The organism is Sphingomonas aerolata (assembly GCF_003046295.1).
In the GTDB taxonomy this organism is placed as follows: domain Bacteria; phylum Pseudomonadota; class Alphaproteobacteria; order Sphingomonadales; family Sphingomonadaceae; genus Sphingomonas; species Sphingomonas aerolata.
On the sequence record NZ_PZZN01000003.1, the window covers coordinates 866,142 to 883,266 of the forward strand.

The 17,125-nt window shown below is 63.8% G+C and carries 18 protein-coding genes; 11 read left to right on the top strand and 7 right to left on the bottom strand.

Annotated features, from left to right (window positions below; genetic code table 11):
• Positions 1–138: 138 nt before the first annotated feature.
• Entirely contained in the window at positions 139–1,152 is a 1,014-nt protein-coding gene (locus C8J24_RS16360; RefSeq protein WP_107934031.1) for a zinc-dependent alcohol dehydrogenase family protein, read from the bottom strand.
• Positions 1,153–1,204: 52 nt separating this feature from the next.
• On the bottom strand, positions 1,205–2,407 hold the full coding sequence (locus C8J24_RS16365; RefSeq protein WP_244180797.1) for an MFS transporter: 1,203 nt from the start codon (positions 2,405–2,407) through the stop codon (positions 1,205–1,207).
• A gap of 160 nt (positions 2,408–2,567) precedes the next feature.
• On the opposite strand from C8J24_RS16365, the gene C8J24_RS16370 reads away from it, so the two are divergent.
• From C8J24_RS16370 to C8J24_RS18080, 3 genes are all read left to right on the top strand, one after another.
• Positions 2,568–3,140, top strand: a complete 573-nt coding sequence (locus tag C8J24_RS16370; protein WP_244180798.1) for a TetR/AcrR family transcriptional regulator — start codon at positions 2,568–2,570, stop codon at positions 3,138–3,140.
• Positions 3,141–3,329: 189 nt separating this feature from the next.
• On the top strand, positions 3,330–3,548 hold the full coding sequence (locus C8J24_RS16375; RefSeq protein ID WP_056677240.1) for a hypothetical protein: 219 nt from the start codon (positions 3,330–3,332) through the stop codon (positions 3,546–3,548).
• Positions 3,549–3,666: 118 nt separating this feature from the next.
• Positions 3,667–4,296, top strand: a complete 630-nt coding sequence (locus C8J24_RS18080) for an NAD-binding protein (RefSeq protein ID WP_146163729.1) — start codon at positions 3,667–3,669, stop codon at positions 4,294–4,296.
• Between the two features lie 42 nt (positions 4,297–4,338).
• Here the strand turns inward: C8J24_RS18080 and C8J24_RS16385 are convergent, their stop codons facing one another.
• The 4 genes from C8J24_RS16385 to C8J24_RS16400 form a co-directional block, all read right to left on the bottom strand.
• The gene (locus tag C8J24_RS16385; RefSeq protein ID WP_107934035.1) at positions 4,339–4,842 is read right to left on the bottom strand and encodes a TIGR02594 family protein; all 504 of its coding nucleotides are present in this window, start codon (positions 4,840–4,842) and stop codon (positions 4,339–4,341) included.
• A gap of 61 nt (positions 4,843–4,903) precedes the next feature.
• Entirely contained in the window at positions 4,904–5,464 is a 561-nt protein-coding gene (locus C8J24_RS16390; RefSeq protein ID WP_107934037.1) for a GDSL-type esterase/lipase family protein, read from the bottom strand.
• Positions 5,465–5,818: 354 nt separating this feature from the next.
• The gene (locus C8J24_RS16395; RefSeq protein WP_107934040.1) at positions 5,819–6,955 is read right to left on the bottom strand and encodes a hypothetical protein; all 1,137 of its coding nucleotides are present in this window, start codon (positions 6,953–6,955) and stop codon (positions 5,819–5,821) included.
• A gap of 312 nt (positions 6,956–7,267) precedes the next feature.
• Positions 7,268–7,807, bottom strand: coding sequence for a hypothetical protein (locus C8J24_RS16400; protein ID WP_107934042.1), 540 nt, complete (start codon positions 7,805–7,807; stop codon positions 7,268–7,270).
• A gap of 446 nt (positions 7,808–8,253) precedes the next feature.
• Between C8J24_RS16400 and C8J24_RS16405 the strand changes: the two genes are divergently transcribed.
• The 3 genes from C8J24_RS16405 to C8J24_RS16415 are packed head-to-tail and all read left to right on the top strand — an operon-like array spanning position 8,254 to position 10,312.
• Positions 8,254–8,586: an ArsR/SmtB family transcription factor gene (locus tag C8J24_RS16405; RefSeq protein WP_107934044.1), complete on the top strand. Its 333-nt coding sequence runs from the start codon at positions 8,254–8,256 to the stop codon at positions 8,584–8,586.
• An 11-nt stretch (positions 8,587–8,597) separates the two neighbouring features.
• Positions 8,598–9,026 (top strand): arsenate reductase (glutaredoxin), encoded by a 429-nt coding sequence (gene arsC, locus C8J24_RS16410; protein ID WP_107934046.1) that lies wholly within the window; start codon positions 8,598–8,600, stop codon positions 9,024–9,026.
• Complete coding sequence (locus C8J24_RS16415; RefSeq protein ID WP_107934048.1) at positions 9,026–10,312, top strand: arsenic transporter; 1,287 nt, start codon at positions 9,026–9,028, stop codon at positions 10,310–10,312. Before arsC ends, C8J24_RS16415 begins: the two co-directional genes overlap by 1 nt.
• A 259-nt stretch (positions 10,313–10,571) precedes the next feature.
• Here C8J24_RS16415 and C8J24_RS16420 read toward each other — a convergent pair whose 3' ends face one another.
• Complete coding sequence (locus C8J24_RS16420; RefSeq protein ID WP_107934050.1) at positions 10,572–11,009, bottom strand: winged helix-turn-helix transcriptional regulator; 438 nt, start codon at positions 11,007–11,009, stop codon at positions 10,572–10,574.
• 69 nt (positions 11,010–11,078) lie between these two features.
• On the opposite strand from C8J24_RS16420, the gene C8J24_RS16425 reads away from it, so the two are divergent.
• The 5 genes from C8J24_RS16425 to C8J24_RS16445 all read left to right on the top strand — a co-directional run bounded on the left by C8J24_RS16425 (position 11,079) and on the right by C8J24_RS16445 (position 17,038).
• Positions 11,079–12,026 (top strand): aromatic alcohol reductase, encoded by a 948-nt coding sequence (locus C8J24_RS16425; protein WP_031441428.1) that lies wholly within the window; start codon positions 11,079–11,081, stop codon positions 12,024–12,026.
• Between the two features lie 673 nt (positions 12,027–12,699).
• Positions 12,700–13,791 (top strand): FUSC family protein, encoded by a 1,092-nt coding sequence (locus C8J24_RS16430; RefSeq protein ID WP_208620979.1) that lies wholly within the window; start codon positions 12,700–12,702, stop codon positions 13,789–13,791.
• A gap of 43 nt (positions 13,792–13,834) precedes the next feature.
• Positions 13,835–14,746 carry an acyl-CoA thioesterase gene (locus C8J24_RS16435; RefSeq protein WP_107934054.1) on the top strand — a complete coding sequence of 304 codons (912 nt, stop codon included), beginning with the start codon at positions 13,835–13,837 and terminating at the stop codon, positions 14,744–14,746.
• A 145-nt stretch (positions 14,747–14,891) separates the two neighbouring features.
• A complete protein-coding gene (locus tag C8J24_RS16440; protein ID WP_167396794.1) occupies positions 14,892–16,454 on the top strand; it encodes an OprO/OprP family phosphate-selective porin in 1,563 nt (520 codons plus the stop codon).
• Positions 16,455–16,528: 74 nt separating this feature from the next.
• Positions 16,529–17,038 (top strand): MaoC family dehydratase, encoded by a 510-nt coding sequence (locus tag C8J24_RS16445; RefSeq protein WP_031441432.1) that lies wholly within the window; start codon positions 16,529–16,531, stop codon positions 17,036–17,038.
• The last annotated feature ends 87 nt before the right edge of the window (positions 17,039–17,125 follow it).

The window sequence follows — 17,125 nt, forward strand, 5'->3', positions numbered from 1 at the left end:
GCGGTTCTGACGGACGGTCGGTCATTTAAAAAAGCGCTCCAAGCTGTCCAATGCTGGTCATTCATGCCATCCGGATCAACCTCGGCATCACAGGAAACCCGGTGAGAGACGTGCGCAGAGGCAGACGTGCTGCAGTAATCAGAACGTGATTATCACCTTGCCCAGATGCCCTGCCGCGGCGAAATAGCGGACGGCGTCCGGTGCGTCGTCGAAGGCGAACGTCCGGTCGACGACGGTTGTCATCCGGTTCGCTACCATCGCGTCGAGCAGATCGACGAACATCGCGCGGCTGCCATTGGCGATGCCGCGGATCGTCACGTTCTTCGTGATGAGCGACAGATAATCGGGGATCGCCGGCCCCTCGCCCGGTGAAACGCCGATGACGATGATCCGCGCATTGATTGCCGCGGCTGCGATCGAGTGCCCCAGCGTGTCGACGCCGCCGGTTTCGATCACGATGTCGGCGCCCTTCCCCTCGGTCTGTGCGATCACCTCGGCCGCCCAATCCGGTGACGTCCGGTAATTGACCGTGATGTCCGCGCCGAGGCTGCGCGCCGTCTCGAGTTTCGCGTCCTGTGACGACGTGATCGCCACGCGTGCGCCACGGAGCTTGGCGATCTTGAGTGCCGCCAGCGCAACGCTACCGGTGCCGAGGCAGAGTACGGTCTCACCCGCCTCGACCCGACAGATCTCGACCAGCGCATTCCAAGCCGTCAGGCCGGCCGAGGCGAGACCTGCGACATCCGCGTCGGCCAGCGCGTCGGGCACCCGGATCAGCGCAGCCGCGGGGAGAACGACCCGTTCGGCAAGCCAGCCGTCATGCGTGATGCCGATATCATGCGCAAAGACATCCGACCGGAACGGGCCGTCCAGCCAGGTCGCGAAATGACCGCAGACGACGCGATCGCCGACCGAGACCTCGGTCACGCCTGCACCGATCGCCACCACCTCGCCCACGCCTTCGGACATCGGAATGCGGGTCTCGGGCTGTCGGGCGCCGTAGGTGCCGCGCAGCAGCTGAACGTCGCGGCTGATCAGGCCGACGAGACGCGGCGCTACCAGCGCTTCGCCGGGACCGGCGACCGGCGCGGGCCGGGTCGTGGCAACTAACCCGCTGATGCCGTTCTGGGCACCGATGTGAAAGGCTTTCATCGCAATCTTCTCCTGATGGGCACGCACGACGGGCGCCTTATTCGAAGGCGCGTTATTCGAAGGCACGGGGACCGGGCTTGAAGGCATGGCGGCGCGCGCCAGCTGCGAGCGCCAGGGCAAGAAGGGTCGGCACCAGTACGGCCCAGGCGAGCGGTCCTGCCCCCGCATGGTCGAGGATCACCCCGCCGACGATCCCGCCCGTCGCGATCGCGCCGTTCCAGACCGTCGTGAGCATAGCATTGGCCAGGTCGACGCCCTCGCCCGCCGCATCGGCGAGCGCGGTCGACAGCTGTGTCGCTGCGCCGCCGAACGACAGTCCCCACAGGATCGTCGCCGCGATCGTCATCGCCGGGGTAGTCGCGAACAGCCCGAAGGCCAGCGAGACGACCGCGAACATCGTGAGGCTGACCAGCACGAGCGGACGCAGCGCGCGATCGATCAGCACGCCCGTCACCCAGATCCCGACCAGCGCGGCGAGCCCGAATCCGAGCACCAACAGATCCAGCCTCTCCCCCGCGCCCGACAAGGCGGCGACCGGGGCGATGTAGGTGTACAGGATATTGTGACCCGTGATCCACGCAAACAGCGTGATCAGGACGGGACGAACGCCCGCCGTGCGGAACACGCTGGCGATTGACAGCCGCTGCTCGGCAGGCTGGCCGGCAAAGTCCGGCACCCGCCACAAAACCCAGCCGATCAGGATGATGGTAGTAACCGACATCAGACCGAACGCCATCCGCCAGCCAAGCGTCGTGCCCAGCATCGCCCCCAGCGGGACGCCGATCGACAGTGCCAGCGGCGTACCGACCATCGCGATCGCGAGCGCCTTGCCGCGCAACGGCGGGGCGACCATCCGCCTGGCATAGCCCGCGATGATTCCCCACCCCAGTCCCGCCGCGACCCCGCCCATGAACCGCGCGACGAGCGTCAGCGCATAGGAGGTCGACACCGCGGTCACGCAGTTGAAGATCAGGAAGCCGACGATCGCGACGAGCAGGGTCGGCTTGCGGCGCCAACCTTGCGTGTACAGCGTCAGCGGGATCGCCGCGAACAGCGATCCGACCGCATAGACCGTGATGGTCTGCCCCGCGAGCGACTCCGATACGTCGAGCCCGGCGGCCATGTGCGGCAACAGCCCGGCAGGGAGCGTTTCGGTGAGGATCGCGGTGAAACCGGTCATTGCCAGCGCCAGCAACGCGGAGACCGGCAACGTTTCGCTCGCGCCATCGTCGGTCTGACCGGATCTTGGAATCACGCAACACTCACCTCTGGATCGACTGGTCCAGTGCGTTCGGCCACGTGGCGTGGCTTGTCAACGAGTAATGGATTGATTAGTCCATAATCAGGAGCGGACATATATGGCACGGAGCGGACGACCACGTGGTTTCGACCGGGATTCAGCGCTGGACCGCGCGATGCACCTGTTCTGGGAACACGGCTATGAGGGTGCTTCGCTGCTCACGCTGCGTCGGGCGATGGGCGACATCTCGTCGGCGAGTTTCTATGCGGCATTCGGGTCGAAGGAAGCGCTCTACCGCGAAACGCTCGCGCGCTATCTCGCCGTGCATGGCGGCATCGTCGGTGCGCTCGACGACGAGACGCTACCGCCACGCTCACGGCTCGAACAGGCCTTGATCGCGTCGGTTGCGGTGCAGACCGATCCTGCCCATCCGAAGGGGTGCATGATGACGCTGTCATCGATCGTTTCGTCCGAGGCCGGCGCGCCGACCCGGGCGCTGACCCGTGCCGAGCGGGAGATCACCCGGCAGGCGTTGCAGCGGTGTATCGCCGCCGGCGTCACCGCCGGCGATCTCGATCCCGCCACGGACGTCGCGGGGCTCACCATGTTGTACGACGGGCTGGTGCTGGGGATCTCGATCCAGGCGCGGGACGGCGTTCCGACCGAGACGCTGCGGGCCGGCATCGGACACGCGATGGCGGCGTGGGATGCTCAAGGCAGACAGGAGCGTGAGAGCAAACTCCACTAATCTCGCCGAAAAAGAGACCGACTCGCAGGCATTCCGACCGCCCTACCCGCTTTCTGGCTCCGGGATTCGTCACCTCGCCCTGAAGCTGACTCTAGCGACGTAAGTCAGCATGTCGGGTACCCTCAGGGCACAGAACTTCGTTATCGACCGCGCGACACTCCAACCCTCAGACGCAAGATGGGAAATCACATGCGATTTGTTCAGATCGAAATACTGCCGCAGGGCAAGGCGCTGGTCGATATCGACAAGCTGACCCATGCAGTGCCCGAAGGGAACGGGTCACGCCTGTTCATCGGGGCGCAGCACCTCGACGTGCCCCATTCATTGGCTGAACTCGAGAACGTGCTGGCTGGTCGTGAGCGGACCGACGATGGCGCAAACAGCACCGCGGGATTCGGTCGGCGATAGGCCGGCACGACTTCGGAAAATCATATCGTCTGCCCCATCAACCCTGGGCGCGGAGCCACGACGGCGAAAACGGATCGGCAGCCCCTTGGGTCGTTCGTAACTCTGCGTAGACCACGTCATGCGCCGTCCGCATCGACACAGTTTTACCCCGACACGGCGCGGCAAAACGCCGTTTGGCTCCGGCTGCTATGGCGGGTGGGGCGCGGAAGCGGTTGACGAACTCGTCAAGCGTGGTGCGGATCCAGAGACAATCGTGGTAATCGACGATCGGACCGTCGCGCTCTACGCCACTGAAGCATGGGGCACGACCGTGATGCAAGGCGATGCGACCCGCAATGCCGCGCTGGAGGCAGTTCAGCTCGCCTGTGCGCGTGCCCTGTTCGTTGCTGCGGGATGGGACGGCACATCCGATCCCGATCGTCCTGAACCCCGCAAATTTCGCCGACGTCCTGTTGGCAGGGCCGGACCCACTGCGCGCATATCGCGTCGTATCAACGGATCTCGCCGCTGCCGACGGACAGGTCGTCCTGCACGAACGAGCACTGACCGCGACAGAACCGCGACAGAAGTGGGAATCGCACTGTCGGAAATCCGTGCCGGTCTCGGTCACCGTATCTACCGGGCGATCGAAGCTTTGGAATCTGCGAGCCGCAGACACAGCGGCTCAAATCGGGGGATCTCATCGTCGAGGCCGTACGGCGTGGTCAGGCCGAACCCACCACCTACCGATACTGTCTGTTACGAATGAATCTGGGTCCGATGTGCGCACTACGAAATCAGCGCATCTCCATCAGGCTTCGTCGGTCGAGATCGGCTTTCGTGCCGCCATCTGGACCGGCTTGCCTATTACGGGGCGGCCGGCTGGCCATCGGCGCGCGATACAGCGATCCTTTGCTATCCGGGCGATGGTCACCGCGTCCCCCTGATTGCCGCCGAGGACATGATAGGCCGTCGCGTCTTCGCCGACATAGAAACCGACATGCCCGCCGCCAGGACGCTCGAACACCAGCACAGCCCCGGGCGCCAGACGCTCCGGCCGTAACGACAATCCCCATGTCGACCATGACGTCGCCCGCACCGCAATAGAGACCGGCTCGATACCATCGTCCTGCAGGCAATATGCGACGAACACGCCGCACCACGGGACGCTGTCGGCGTTGTAGACCATGCCCAGCACCCGCGTTCCAAGCCGCTTTGCCCAACCCAGGATCGTCGCGCTGTTCGCTGATCCCGCAGCTTCCTGCGTGCTGAGCTTCGTGCGCGCCACTCTCAGCCACTTCGGATCCGTCACCATGATCCGCTCGCCCTTGGGGCCGAGATACGAACGAGCCTGCGGTTACGCTCAAATGCGGGCATTACAGCATCCTCTCCACGATCGGCAGCATCGCTGTGACCACCGCAGCAATCGCCTTCGCATTGGGATGCATCCGGTCCGCCAGCACCATATCGGCATGTCCCAACACGCCAGGCGGAAAAAATGGCCAGACGGTCGCGCCGTGTTCGGCGGCCAACGCTGCGTGAATGCCGAGATATGCAGCAGCCCGATCACGGATGAACATCGGGGGATCGACGGTCGTCAACAACACGGGAATGCCACAATTGCCCAGGCTCAGCAGGACCTGCCCGAGCTGCGCTCGAGTACGCCCCACCGGCACCTGCCGCAGGACATCGTTCGGTCCCACCTGAACGATCGCAAGTGCGGGTCGCTGGTCGAGCGCGGAGAGCATTCGGGGCAAGCGTCGTAGGACATCGGCGGTGGTATCACCCGACACCCCGGCATTCACCACGCGGGCAGAAGGGCATGCCCGCCGCAGCGAAGCCTGGAGCTGTACGGGAAAGCTATCGGCGGTGGGCAGGCCGTAACCGGCAATCAGGCTGTCGCCGATTGCGAGAATCAAGGGTCGGTCGAGTGTCATGCGCCGCTGTGAGATAGTTCACGTTCGATGCAATGTAAGGCGTCCGGTCACCATCGCGCCGCCCCTTTGATGCTGGTGCTCCTTCGTCTGCAACGACATACAGACGGCCGATACGCATTTCGGCGACCATCGCACCATCAGAACTTCCAGACGACCTTTTGCCAACATCTTCGGCCTGGATGGGGTGATGACCTAACGCCGGAACGGGGTCGTCGGCGCGGATGACGTGGCGTCGTACCTGCAACGTGGCACGGCGAACGATGAATATGCCCGAACTGCCCCGCCAGATGGCCGTCCCCAGCGAAGCAGCTTTTGCATCATCAGCCGCCGCCGGAGCCCGTCTCACATCTGCCCCTATGACCGGTTCGACGAGCCGGATGTATCTGGCTGCGTCAAGTCGAGCACTTCCAACCTTGCAGCGTCCCCTCGCCTTGCAATCAGGCTCCCCACGGGAACCTGGTACGTACCGCGCAAGGTGAACCGTTCGACACGGTAGACACCCCGATCAGCGCCGCTGGTCGAAAAGCCGGTGTAGCGTCGTTCGGAAACCTGCCTGAGGAGGTACCCTGCCCATCCCGTCGAACGCGAGCCGCGCAAGATTTCGGGTTCGTCGGTCTTACCGTCGGGTCGGATCCAGAATCCGATGTCGACCCATTTGATCGGATCGACATCGGACGACCTCGCGGGAAGCGGATTGCGCAAGTCGAACTTGCGTGCTTCGTCTTGCGCAGCCGCCAGCGCCGAAGGTCGATAAGGCGGCGCCCAGACCAGCTCAGGGCGGGTCGAGCCGTCGCGGCCGATCGCACGCACCAGCTGGTCAATCTGCGCGTTGTCCTTTTGGCCCGCCGCCAAGCGCAACCGGACAACTTGCAGCAGGTTGCGCAGCTTTGGATCCGCCGCGATCGGCCGGGCTTCGGCTTCGGCCATAAGCCTGGCCGCACCGGCCGTGTCGCCCCGTGCGTTGGCCAGTCTGACGCGGCGCAACGTCGCCTGCAGGGCAACCACCGCGTTTCCGTCCGCCAACGCCTGACGCTCCACCGCCTTATACGAAATCTCGGCACTACGCCCCTTGCGCATCGCGAGCCACATATCGCCGGTTGCAAATGCGGCGGCAACGACGGCCGGGTCATTGGCCGGCAGATTGTCGCGCAGCGTGCGAACCTGCTCACCGACCGCGCTCTTGAACGCATCCAGATCACCGTCGTGCAAAGAGACGGTCGCATATGCTTCATACAATGCAGACACCGGTTTCGGGTCGGTCGCAGCGTGACGCTTGTTGCGAGATATGGCGCGCATAAGCGTGTGACGCGCCTTGAGATACGCACCATCCCGGAATTGCTGCTCGGCAAAGGCGATCGAGGCTTGTGCATCGCGCAACGGCGGACAGCCCTGCTCGACGCAGGCTGCATACGCTTCCGAAAGCTGCCTGCCAGAAATTACGATATCGGGGGTGGCGGCCTGCAGCGACAATGCGAAGAATAAAGCAATCATCACTCGGCCTCCACTTCGAGTCGCGCCTTGCACCGCTGCAAGCTTGACCTCGCATCAGTGACTGTATTGTGAAACTTTTAACTTTGCAGCAGCGAATGACTGATCAGAAGAGGAATGCCGACTCTCTCGATAGATTAGCGGCAAACCGGCTGGCCGTATTCAGAGCGTGGAGTGTTAAATGCGCCACCGCATCCGCCTCCCTATGATTTCAGCGAAGCCGCCCTGACGAGGGGCATTCGCCCAACCACGTACTGGGCAGGACGTTGATCGCGGCACGCGGTGGTATTCTGCAGGCGGCTCTCTGGCGTCTTCCTACGGGGATATTACCGCCTTGTTGGGCTCGAGCATTGCGAGAATCTGGTTCTTGCAGATGTTGAGATCGAAGACGACCGTTTGCCGGCTGTGATCGTCGCCTGTGGCGGCGGTTGTCAGTTGAAGCCCCGTATATTCGCAAGGCCCCGTCCAATATGTCGATTTTGAATGGGTCGTGTGGTCCCCGACGGAATTGTTGGACCTCTGGTTGAAGTTGAGGATCTCGTAGCGCCCGGGGTCATGGCGCAATTTCGTCACGACCCGCGGGTCGTACGGAAACTCGTTCACGTGCCGTCGTGATCGACTTGGATCCCGCAGGCTTATGATCTTTCGGTCCGAACAATTGACCAGGAGCAAGACCCCCATCTCGTTCTTTTGCTTCGGCGCTGGCAGGGCCAGAAGACCAATGGCGTCATCGGCAATCGAGGGTGCGCGCAGTTCACATATCGATTCCCGCACGCTCCTGACGACGTTGCCGGATTCGAGCGGGTTGGAAGCGACGGCCACCGCCTCGGAAAACATAAGAGCAACGGCAAACATATTTGTCTCCGTTATTGAGCTGCCGGTTGATATTAGCACTAGTGCTTATCAACAGCCAAGTCCGTTCAGCAGGGATAGTGCATGTTGGGCGGCTCGCAAATCTTGGCAGTTCCCACTGAGCCGGTTTACCGGAGCAGGAGCCCGCTGTCGGACAGCCCGCCTTTGGCACTGACATCCGCCGGGTTAGTCCGCTTTCACGAAGTCTTCTTTCGATAGACCTTTTCGGGGGTTACCGCTGTAAACGATCGACCAGACGCCATCGGGCTGAGCACATGTCCGCTCTCGCGCGTATGAATTGCCACGGGGATGTCCGATTGGGCGCCCAAGCGGGATGGCTGGGATGCGCTGCGCCTTCGCCCTCATCGAAAACGGTCGGCAGACTCTAAAAAACCGGCATGTCGGAAGTTGGTGGTGTTGCTGCCAGATATATCCGCTATGCTGGATTTATGGATAAGGATTCGGCTATCGTGGCGTTTGGCGCGCTCGCTCAGGGCACAAGGCTCGACGTGTTCCGGCTGCTGGTGCGCCACGAACCGGACGGAATGGCCGCGGGCGAAATCGCCCGCCGGCTCGACGTGCCGCAGAACACCATGTCCGCGCATCTCGGCATCCTAGCGCGCGCTGGCATCGTCCGCTCCGAGCGACAGAGCCGGTCGATCATTTACCGCGCCGATCTGGACGGCCTGCGCGCACTCACGCTCTTCCTGGTCAACGACTGCTGCGCCGGCTCGCCCGAACTGTGCGTGCCGCTTCTGGCCGAACTCACCCCCTGCTGCTGAAAGGACGCGTCATGGCCGTCGACATCGTGATCTACCACAACCCCGCCTGCGGCACGTCGCGCAACACGTTGGCGATGATCCGCAATGCCGGCATCGAGCCGCACGTCATCGAATATCTGAAAACCCCGCCCTCGCGCGCTTTGCTGGTCCAGTTGATTGACCGCGCTGGTAGGACGCCTCGCGAACTGCTGCGCGAGAAGGGGACGCCCTTTGCGGAGTTGGGGCTTGGTGATGAGACGCTGACGGACGACGCGCTGGTGGACGCGATGATGGCGCATCCGATCCTCATCAACCGGCCACTGGTCGTCTCGCCGCTCGGCGTGCAGCTGTGCCGACCGTCCGAAGCGGTCCTCGGTCTGCTGCCCGAGCCGCAACTGGGGGCCTTTGCCAAGGAAGACGGTGAAGCGGTGGTGGACGCCTCGGGTCAGCGCATCGCTTGATGCTGCTCGCGCTCGCCATCTTCGTCGCCACGATCACGCTCGTCATCTGGCAGCCCAAGGGGCTCGGTATCGGGTGGAGCGCGCTGGGTGGTGCGGTCGTGGCGCTGCTCGTCGGGGTGGTCTCGCTCTACGACGTCCCGGTGGTGTGGGGTATCGTCTGGAACGCGACCGCGACGTTCGTCGCCATCATCATCGTCAGCCTGCTGTTGGACGAGGCCGGCTTCTTCGAATGGGCGGCGCTGCACGTCGCTCGCTGGGCGGGAGGACATGGCCATAGGCTATTCGTCCTGATTGTCCTTCTCGGCGCGGCCGTGTCGGCGCTGTTCGCGAACGACGGCGCGGCGCTGATCCTGACCCCGATCGTCATCGCCATGCTGCGGGCGCTCGGCTACCGCGACAGGGCGACGCTGGCGTTCGTCATGGCGGCCGGTTTCGTCGCCGACACGGCAAGCCTGCCGCTGATCGTCTCCAACCTGGTCAACATCGTGTCGGCCGACTTCTTCGGCATCGGGTTCGCCGACTATGCGTCGGTGATGGTGCCGGTCGACCTCGCGTCGATCGGTGCGACGCTGATCGTGCTGCTGCTGTACTTCCGCCGTGACGTCCCAGCAAACTACGACGTGGCGCAGCTCCGCGCGCCGGCCGACGCCGTCCGCGATCGGGCGACATTCCGGGCCGGTTGGGTCGTACTTGCGGCCCTTCTGGCGGGCTTTTTCCTTCTCGAACCTGTCGGCATACCGGTCAGTGCAGTCGCCGCTGCCGGCGCGGTGCTGCTGCTCGTCGTCGCCCGGCGCGGCCGCGTCATCGAGACGCGCAAGGTGCTGCGCGGCGCGCCGTGGCAGGTCGTGATCTTCTCGCTCGGCATGTACCTTGTCGTCTACGGCCTGCGGAACGCCGGCCTGACCGACCACCTCGCCGGTCTGCTCGACCGCACCGCCCAGGGCGGTGTGTGGGGCGCGGCGTTCGGCACCGGCATCATCGCCGCGCTGCTGTCGTCGGTCATGAACAACATGCCGACCGTGCTCGTCGGCGCGCTGTCGATCGACGCGACCCACGCCACGGGCGCGATCAAGGACGCCATGATCTACGCCAACGTGATCGGCTGTGACCTCGGCCCCAAGATCACGCCGATCGGCTCGCTCGCCACATTGCTGTGGCTGCACGTGCTCGAGCAGAAGGGCATCCGCATCGGCTGGGGCTATTATTTCAGGATCGGGGCAACCTTAACGATCCCGGTGCTGCTGGTAACGCTCGCCGCGCTCGCCCTGCGGCTCGGTGCCGCCTGATGCCGTGGAATCGAACCTAATTTGACAAGACATACCCCTGATGCCCCTGCGCTTCCCACTTCTCAACGGCAGACATTCGTTCGTCCCCGCGCTGACTGAGCTTAGCGAATGATCGTCCGTCATGGATGTCGTGAATGGGAGGAAAGCGGACGCGCGGCTTACGGGGCGGTTTATTGCAATAGCAGACAGAGCGGGGCGCGGTCTTTTTCCAAAGACGATGGTATTTCTGGAAAGCTAAGCCTGTAAGCCGATGTCGCCTTCAGGGTTCTTCTCCCGCGTGTTCCCGGTCAAACAACTCTCGTGATGCGCGAAAGCTGTCGACGTTTTCGACGATCCACGTCCACAGGGGGACCATCATGACCAGTAGCTTCAAACCGGTTTCGGATAGAGCATATTCTACATGAGGAACCACCTCCTCGAAGTCGTGACGCGCCACCAATCCATCGCGCTCCAGATGGCGCAGCGTGCGCGTCAGCATCCGCTGCGTAATACCGTGCATCCGTCGGCCGATTTCCGCGTGGCGAAGCTGGCCGTACACACCGAGCGTATGGATGACACCAAGCGACCAGCGGTTACCGGCATGGGCCAACACCTCACGGCGCACCCCGTCGTCATCGTCCCGGAGGCCATCGCAAACCGTTTGCGAATATCGGAGGATGTCCTCCTCGCTTAGAGATTGAACGGCAGTATCACGCATGTACCCATCTTTCACGCTTGCCCGTGGCTTGCCAGATCACCGGCATCCACGGTGAAACGAGTTAGAACGATGAACGATACAGTCTCCAATGTGAAATCACGCAATATCCTCGTTCTGGGTGCCGGCGAGCTTGGCATGCCCGTCCTCCGCAATCTGGCGCGTCGCGCCAAGGGCATCGACGGTGCCAGGATCAGTGTCCTTCTCCGCGAGAGTGCCGTGGAGTCGGGCGATCCCTCCAAGCAGCGTGACATCGCCGAAGTCCGCGAAGCCGGGATCGAGATCGTACTGGGCGACCTAGTGAACGACACGATCGATGAGCTAGCATCGCTTTTCTCGGACTACGATACGGTGATCGGCTGCGCAGGCTACGCAGCGGGGATTAACACGCCGATGAAGCTCGCCAAGGCGGCGCTGCAATCCGGCGTCCCGCGCTATTTCCCTTGGCAGTTCGGCGTCGACTTCGAGGCGATCGGCCGCGGCGGGCCGCAGGACATCTTCGATGCGCAGCTCGACGTGCGCGAGCTGCTGCGCTCGCAGGACAAGACCAAGTGGGTCATCATCTCCACGGGCATGTTCATGAGCTACCTGTTCGAGCCGGACTTTGGTGTCGTCGATCTAGAAAATAGCGAAGTTAACGCGCTCGGCAGCCTTGATACTGCTGTGACGCTGACGACGCCGGATGACATCGGCGTGCTGACCGCCGAGATCGTATTCTTCGAGCCGACGATCCGCAACGAGATCGTCTTCCTGGCCGGTGACACCGTCAGTTATGGTGAGGTCGCAGACAAGTTGGAGGTGGCACTGGGCCGGGCCTTCAAGCGGTCGGTTTGGACCGTGCCTTTCCTGATGGATGAGCTTGCGAACGATCCGAAAAACATGATGCGCAAATACCGCGCCGCCTTCGCGATCGGTCGCGGTGTGTCCTGGCCGAAGGCAGGCACGTTCAATGATCGGCAGGGTCTTCCCGTCACTGACGTTGCGGCCCTGATCGATGCCGATCTGCGAGGGGTGCAATAAGAAAAATGATGTAGGCGGGGTAGCTGTAGAGACCTTCCCAAAGACGAACCTAGAGTGGGACAGCCGCCCCGGCGATCACGCAGACAGCTTAGGGCAGCTTACGTCCCAAGATCCGTTCCCGATTGGCCTTTCCCAAGATGGCCAATCGGAGACGGAGAAACGGGAAAGATCGCGCTGAACGAATGGCCGTTATTTGGCGCCCGGATCGCCAGCCTGAGCCTCCGATTGTGGGCGGAAGCGTTGGGCATCGCAGGGCTGCCAAGACCAACATTCGGTCATCCCGATGTGGCCTCTGCCGTTCCAGCTTCCGACATCCGTTCAGGTTCGCCGCTAACTTGAGTTTTCAATCACGCCAGCGGTACAGAGCAGCTTGCGCGGGCCAGCGACGTACATCTGGTGCAGTGATCTCCCTTGACCTGCTCCCCAAAATTCATCCGATTGGTAAGTTATCTCGTCAGATGGAGGGGGAGTGATGCGGCATGGCCGATCTTCCGAGAATCAGATCCTAAGGCGTCCTGCGCGAGCGTAAGGCTAGGGCAAAGACCACGCCAGGAGGGCGACGATATCAGCCAACCGAAGTGTAGCTACGCCAATCATGGCGATTTACGATCGCAGGTGCGAGCGTTACCGCCGACGGACTGATTTACAGATAGTTGAGGGAAAAGCGCTGACATTGGAACTCCGACCAAGCGCGTTGATCAAGGCGAATGCGGACAGCCTGCGTCAGACGGTCCGTGTCATCGCCGGGACGGCGGCGGCGTTTGCGGCGTACAAGACGCTCGGCCTGCACGAAGGCTATTGGGCGGTGTTCACCGTGCTGATCGTGATGCAGGCATCGATCGGGGGGACGCTCGGCGCAGCGACCGATCGGTTGCTGGGGACCTTGCTGGGCGCAGTGCTGGGCGGGATCGGCGCGGCACTCGGACGAACCGATACGCTCGAACTCGGGGTGGTACTCGTTACCGTTACCGGCATCGCCGCGCTCGTCGCGTCGCTCCGACCGCGGCTGCGGATCGCGCCGGTCACCGCGGCAATCATGCTGCTCAGCGCGCCGCCGGGCTCTTCGGTGGAGATCTTCGTCCGGGATCGCATCATCGAGATCGGCCTGGGCGGCATGATCGGTGTGCTGGCGGCGATGCTGATCCTGCCGGCACGCTCGCACGGCGTGGTGATCGCGCGGACGCTTGCCGTGCTGAGCCATATCGAACGGATGCTGCGGGCGCAGGCCGACGCGTTGACCACCGGGCTGGCGCTGCCATCGTCCCCCGAACACGCCGCGCTGCGTCATGCGCTCGCCGCGGTGGAGCTGGCGATGAAGGACGCCGACCGCGAACGCGCCTCGCGTCTCGCCGATCACGGTATCCCCGCCGCCGTACCGCGCACGCTCTGGCGGATCCGCAACGATTTGGTGCTGAGCGGCCGCGCACTCGACGAGCCGCTGCCCCCGGCGGCGATGACAGCGCTCGCCAAGCCATCGGCGGCGATGCTGACCGCGCATGCCGCGCTGGCGACCCGGTGTTCGGAGGCGCTGCGCACGCGGGGCAAGGTCGATCGGGGCGACGTCGAGGCCTGTTATCGGATGTTCGGTACCGCGCTCGATCTGTTCCGACGGAGCGAGGCCGCGGCGACCCTGGATTTCGACGCATCGGGCCGCGTATTCGGGCTCGCCTTCGCCGCGGGTCGGCTTCACCGCGACCTGCTCGACCTTGCCGGTCGCGTCGACGAAATCGCCCCGACCAAGGTGCTCGCTGCCGAACAAAGCTGACCGCGCGACTTTGCCACTGGCCCCGCGCGCGGTACGGGCGGCGATGACCGAAACCTTATCGACGCCCGACCTCGCCACCGAACTGGTCGCGCTGCTCGACCTCGAACCGCTCGATACCGACCTGTTCCGCGGACCCCAGCGACCCGGCGCAACCGCGCGCGTCTTCGGCGGTCAGGTCGTGGCGCAGGCGCTGATGGCGGCGCAGCGTTCGGTCGACGCACCCGCCGTGGCGCACAGTATGCACGCCTATTTCCTGCGCGCCGGCACCGAGACGCGACCGATCATCTTCCGGGTAGAGCGCGATTTCGACGGCAAGTCGTTCGCGAACCGCCGCGTCACCGCAAGCCAGAACGGCGCGACGATCCTGACGCTGGCCGCATCGTTCCAGCGCCCGGAAGCCGGCCTGGAGCATGCGACCGCGATGCCCGACCTTCCCCCGCCAGAGGAACTGCGCTCGCTCGACATCCTCGCTGGCGACTATGCGGGTATCTCCGCGCAAGCCGTCGCATTCCTCGGCCAGCCGTCCGCCTTCGATATCCGGCCCTGCGGCGTGCCCGCGTTCCTCCAGACCGAGCCCGGCACGCCCGTATCCCATGTCTGGATCCGGTTTCGGGGAAGCGTGCCAACCGATCCCGTCGTGCGCCGCGGCGTGCTCGCCTATCTGTCCGATTATGCGCTGCTCAGTGCGTCGCTGATCCCGCACGGCGTCAACATGTTCGAGCACAGCATGCAGACCGCGAGTCTCGATCATGCGATGTGGTTCCACGACGACGTGCCGCTGGACGATTGGCTGCTCTATACCAGCGAAAGCGCGTGGTCGGGACATGGCCGCGGCATCGCGCGCGGTGTCTTCCATGGCCGCGACGGGCGAGCGATCGCGCATGTCACGCAGGAGGGATTGATCCGGATGCGGCCCGATCTCGCGCCACGTACGACGATCCCGCATATGCCCTGATCGGTGCACCCCGGATCGGGTCGCCGCGCAAAACCATGTTGACAGCGCGTTTGTACGGACATTAGGATCATATTACGCCAGGGAAGCTGGTTCCAGGATGTCGCGCCGCGCAAGACGGACGATCCCAATCGATGAGGATGTCTGTATGCGTCATTCGTACGCCGTATCGCTGTGCGCGTTGCTAGCCGTGCTGCCATCGGCAGCGCAGGCGCAGACGGCGTCGCCGCTCGATACCGATCCATCGTACCAGACGATGCTGGCGCTGATCGACGAGATGGTCGAGAACAAGCTGGTCAGCCGCGAGCGCGCCGATACGCTGATCGCCAATGCCAAGGCGAAAGCCGGCCGTGCGCTTGCCGCGAATGCCCCACCTCCGGCCGCTGCGCCATCAACAGCCCCGCAACTGGCAGCGCCTGTGCCAGCACCCCCGTCAGCGGCCCCGACCCGCGTGCAGGTCGCCAACCAGACGGCCGACCCCGGCGCGAAGATCGCCCCCGTGCCGGTCGGCAACCCGCAGGTCGTCAATGCCGGCGGGGTCGCGCTGCCCGCCGATCTCGCGGTCGACTGGAGCCGGGGGGCCCCCGTGTTCAGCAGCCGCGACGGAAAGTTCACGTTCAAGATGCGCGGGCGGTTGTTGGCGGATATCTCCTCGACCGGGGGGTCGGATTTCGACCGTCGCAACATCACCGTCTCGACGCTGCGCCAGTTTCGCGTCGGCGCGATTGGCACGATCGGCGATCACCTCTTCTATCAGTTCGAGACCGATTTCCGGCGTAACGCGACCGAGGTCGTGCAGGCGTTTGTCGGTTACCGCCAGAAGTTCGGCAAGACCGACGCCGATGTCCGGTTCGGCAATCTCATCACCGATCGCGGCATCGACATCGGCACCGCGTCGACCGCCAATCCCTTCATCACCACCAACATCAACACCACCGCGCTCGCGACGCAGGGCGGCAAGGTCTTCCTGATGGGCGCGGTCGGCCGTGCGGGTGGCAAGAACTGGCATGCGAGCCTTGGCGTTCACGGCGATGCGATCGACAGCGATTTCACGCGTAGCGACAACCGCATGCTGCTGGGCCGCGCGCACTGGAACCCGATCCTCACCAAGCATGGCCTGATCCACATCGGCGGTTGGGCGTACAGCGAGAACATCCCCGATACGACGCTGCCGACCACGTTCGCGCAAGGCATGGCGGGCGCGCTCAACAACAGCGTCCGTGTCGAGTCCGCGGCGCTGGCTGGCGCGGACGGATCAAAGGCGTTCGGCCTCGAACTCGGCGGCACGCTCGGGCCATTCTACGCGTTCGGCGAATATGGTCAGCGGACCGTGCATGGCGGCCCGACCTCGACCTTCCGTAGCGGCAAGATCAAGGCCTTGTCGGTCAATGGCGGCTTCTGGATCACCGGCGAGACGCCGACCTATGCCTCGCGCAGCGGCACCTATGTCGCGCCGAACGTGCTGAACTCGGTGCTCGATGGCGGATGGGGGGCGCTGGAGGCGGTGGTACGCTACGAGGATCTCGACAGTTCGAGCCTCCCGCTCGGCGGCACCGGGACGGCAGGTACGGTCGGCCTGAACTGGTCCCTAACCAACAATTTCCGGTTCATGGCGGACTATACCCATTTCCGTACCGACAACCGGACCGGCGGTTTCATCGGGCGCGATAGCGGCGACACGTTCGCGGCACGGGCCGAAGTGGCGTTCTGACCGTCGACGTCGGCTTCACCTTGCCAGCGTACCATAAGTTCGATAATGTCCGTACAAAGCGATAAGGAGGATGTATGAGCCTTTCGGCTATCAAAGTTGGCGAGCAACGCTACCGCGCGAGCTATGGCCGGTATCTCGAGGATTTCGTCGTGGGCGACATTTACGAGCATCGCCCCGGGCGGACGATAACCGACGCGGACAATATCCAGTTCTCGTTGATGACGATGAATTCGCACCCGATGCATTGCGACGCGCAATATGCCGCCAAGAGCGAGTTCGGGCGGCTGCTGGTGAATAGCGGGCTGACCCTGGCGATCGTGCTCGGCATGACCGTCAACGACGTGAGCGGCAAGTCCCCCGCCAATCTCGGCTGGACCGAGATCAAGCTGACGCACCCGGTGTTCGGCGGCGACACGCTGACCGCGGAAACCGAAGTACTCGAAATCCGCGAGTCCAAGTCGCGCCCGACGCAGGGGATCGTCACCACCCGCACTCGGGCGTTCAATCAGGACGCCAAGCAGATCATGGAGTTCACGCGCAACTCGCTGGTCTACAAGCGCGGCGAATCTCCCGACGACAAATAGCCCGACTGATCGACTAACCGGTCGCCGTTGGTGACCGGACGCCCCCAGCGCGGCCTGCGAGAGCTTCGACAAAAGAAGACCCGGCCC